General features: G+C 53.1%; 4 protein-coding genes. 1 reads left to right on the top strand and 3 read right to left on the bottom strand.

Going from position 1 to position 3,045, the window contains the following annotated elements; all coding sequences use genetic code 11:
* Positions 1–454 precede the first annotated feature (454 nt).
* Complete coding sequence (locus tag OB13_RS19950) at positions 455–922, bottom strand: MaoC family dehydratase (RefSeq protein ID WP_461491942.1); 468 nt, start codon at positions 920–922, stop codon at positions 455–457.
* 391 nt (positions 923–1,313) lie between these two features.
* Here OB13_RS19950 and OB13_RS19945 point away from each other — a divergent pair, with 391 nt between their 5' ends.
* Positions 1,314–2,210, top strand: coding sequence for an aldo/keto reductase (locus OB13_RS19945; RefSeq protein WP_461491941.1), 897 nt, complete (start codon positions 1,314–1,316; stop codon positions 2,208–2,210).
* Here the strand turns inward: OB13_RS19945 and OB13_RS19940 are convergent.
* Both OB13_RS19940 and OB13_RS19935 read right to left on the bottom strand, forming a co-directional pair.
* Positions 2,207–2,692, bottom strand: coding sequence for a GAF domain-containing protein (locus OB13_RS19940; protein WP_461491940.1), 486 nt, complete (start codon positions 2,690–2,692; stop codon positions 2,207–2,209). The genes OB13_RS19945 and OB13_RS19940 overlap by 4 nt on opposite strands.
* Before the next feature lie 170 nt (positions 2,693–2,862).
* Positions 2,863–3,045, bottom strand: a 183-nt coding sequence (locus tag OB13_RS19935; protein WP_461491939.1) for an NUDIX hydrolase, incomplete at its 5' end; no start/stop codon positions are given.

The following is a 3,045-nucleotide window of genomic DNA, read 5'->3' as shown; positions in this document are numbered from 1 at the left end:
TCGCTGAACGCTCGAACAGTGGAGCGCCAAATGGTGCACTTGGCTAATGCCTATACCTTCGTAGCTTGAGTTGTAAGTTAGTCGTGCTATACCTGTCAGCTATACCTGCCAGTGTTGTCATTTTGACCTTTAGGAGAAATCTGGTATAAGCTACAGGTATAACCCAGATTTCTCACTGCGTTCGAAATGACGGTCTTAGTAAATTCCCCCTTCGAAGGGGAAGGGGGATGATAATCGTTCCCGATTCCCCTCCTCTGAGGGGACAGGGGTGGGTTTACATGCTACAGGTATACTTTCTCAACCGCTACAACGTTTTACCCTTTCCAGCAGTAGTAGCTAAGCTCCCCTCCTTGGACAAGCGAGAACGCGAGTTCGAAGCTTGCGAGCGTAGCTCTCAGGGGTAGGGGTGGTTGGACCCGGCAAATTAAGAGCTCGAACTACTCTTTAACACCACCTATTCATTAAAATGATACAGGAACGTGATGATGCCTGTATACGCTGGCTTTTTACTGTTTTCTATTTCCAGTGTTACTTCCAGCCGGGCTTTGGCGATGCCGCGCAGGTTTTTTACGGACAGGAGTTTGGCCCGCAGGCGCACCCGGCTGTTGACGGTGACGGCCTGGTTGAAGCGCAGGCTTTCTATCTCGTAGTTCACCTGCATTTTTAGGTTCTCGATGGAGGTGATCTGTGTCCACAGGTAGGGTAGCAGCGATACCGTCAGGTAACCGTGGGCGATGGTGGCACCGAAAGGGGTTTCCGTTTTGGCACGTTCTTCATCCAGGTGAATCCACTGGTAGTCCAGGGTGGCCTCCGCAAATTTGTTGATCTGCTCCTGCGTGATGGTATGGTACTCCGAAATACCCATTTCATTTCCATCGTACTGCTCCAGCTCCTGCAGGCTCTTGATAGTTAGTTGGCTCATGTTGTTGTGTTTGTTGTTTGTGTTAGGTTGTCTGTGTTAGTGCGATCGTGCTTGCGTACGTGAAAAGACTCTCATGCTTTGTCATTCCCTTCCTTTTCTGTCCTTTCGAACACGCTTGAGGCGTGAGCCGAAGAGAACCAGCGTAGCTGGGGAAAGGGGCCCTCGATGTGAGGAACCTGGTACAAGTATCATGAACCCAGATTTCTCCCGCTGGTCAAAATAACAAGGGTGGCCTTCGCTGGGGCGAGCATGCGGCTCGTGCCTTCTATCCCTGAACTTACTGACCATGCATTTTCTGTATGCAGGCAGCCTCCTGAATCCGGAACCATCGCCCCGTTTAGGAGTAATTCCTATAGAAAACTATCTTGCAAAGCCGAATATATCAAAAACTATGAAGTATAACCAACTGGGAAAATCAGACCTGACCGTCAGCGAAGTCAGCTTCGGCTGCATGTCACTGGGAAATGATCACACAGAGAATGCCACCTTGCTGCACCGGGCGCTGGACGCGGGGATCAATTTTTATGATACGGCTGACCTGTATGCGAAAGGAGAGAACGAGGTAACTGTCGGGAAAGCCTTCAGGGGCCTGCGCGAAAAGGTGATCATCGCGACCAAAGTGGGCAACCAGTGGCGGCCTGATGGGAGTGGCTGGGACTGGAATCCGACCAAAGCGTATATCCTGCAGGCAGTGGAGGCCAGCCTGCAACGGCTCCGGACCGATCACATCGACCTGTACCAGCTGCATGGCGGCACCATCGAAGACCCGATCGACGAAACGATCGAAGCGTTCGAACAGCTGAAGCAGCAGGGCAAGATCCGGCATTACGGCATTTCGTCCATCCGGCCCAATGTGATACGGGAGTATGTCAGCCGATCAGGTATAGTGAGTGTGATGATGCAGTACAGCCTGCTGGACCGGCGCCCCGAAGAAACCGTGCTGGACCTGCTGCAGCAGCATAGCATAGGCATACTGGCGCGCGGCAGCCTGGCGCAGGGCCTGCTGGCAGGTAAACCCGCCAAATCCTACCTGAACTATAGCCCGGAAGTAGTCCGGCAGGCAGCCGAGGCGGTGCAAAAGGTAGCGGGGACTACACGGAAAGCAGCGGAAATTGCCGTCCGATATACTTTAGAGCACCGGGCTGTCAGCACTGCCGTGCTGGGTATCCGGACCAGCGCGCAACTGGATGATGCGCTGCAGGCTAGCCAAGCAGCTCCGCTCACCGACCAGGAAGTCAAAGCGTTGCAGGCGTCACTGCCAGCCAACAGGTATGAGCAACACCGTTAGGTATGCGCAGCCTGGGCGCGCAGGTAGCGGCTCATTTCTTCGCCGATCTGTAACAGGGAGCTTTTTTCTTCTTCCGTAAAATCATAGGGAACAGGCTTGGCAATACCGAGCGTACCGTACAACTCTCCGTCCAGCAGCAGGGGCACGGCAATAGAGCCTTCTACTTTCGTTTCCCTGGCGGCAGGACGTGCCACGCCCGACTCATCCGTCTGCAGGTTGCACATCTCCACCGGCTGGCGGCGTTCGGCAGCTATACCTGCCATCCCTTTTCCAACAGGTATTTCCATCATTTTGGGTACCAGGAAAGGCGGTATACCTTGTTGTGCCTGTAGTCGCAGCAGCCCGGCCACCGGATCAAAGGTATGGAGCGTACCGGTCGTGCAATCAAAAGCTTCGATCACATCGGTAAGGAGCTGTTGCCAGTCAGCCGGAGAGGTATGGTTTTGAAGTGTATGCAGTATGGAGGAAGTAGTAGCAGGCATAGTTGTGGGTTTGTTTAATAAAATACCGGGTTGAAGGTAAAAAAATATTTTTAAACCGTAGCCTCCGTTTGGATAGAGTCTTGTGGGAGCCCGTTCTTTCAGAAAGATAGTAGGAGACGCTTCCGGTAAGCTTTACTATGGCCTGGGCGTAGGTATAGCTCTGTCCAGGTTCAGTTGATCAGCATGCGTTCCTTCAGCCAGTCCATAATGATCTGATCCACAGGAGAGACATGGTCCCGGTCCGCGTATGTCAGCCACACCACTTCCTCTATTTCAGCGGATGGGGCAATTGTGCCGGTATAGGCTCCCTGGTAGCAGGTCATTTGTACCTGTATACCTTCGGGGTGGCTGTC

The organism is Pontibacter sp. HJ8 (assembly GCF_054824225.1).
This window is presented reverse-complemented; position numbering and strand designations above follow the sequence as displayed.

Bases quoted from the DNA above. Each gene is read 5' to 3' on its own strand.
- OB13_RS19950 (WP_461491942.1), bottom strand. From the start codon at position 922: ATGAGCCAACTAACTATCAAGAGCCTGCAGGAGCTGGAGCAGTACGAT.
- OB13_RS19945 (WP_461491941.1), top strand. From the start codon at position 1,314: ATGAAGTATAACCAACTGGGAAAATCAGACCTGACCGTCAGCGAAGTC.
- OB13_RS19940 (WP_461491940.1), bottom strand. From the start codon at position 2,692: ATGCCTGCTACTACTTCCTCCATACTGCATACACTTCAAAACCATACC.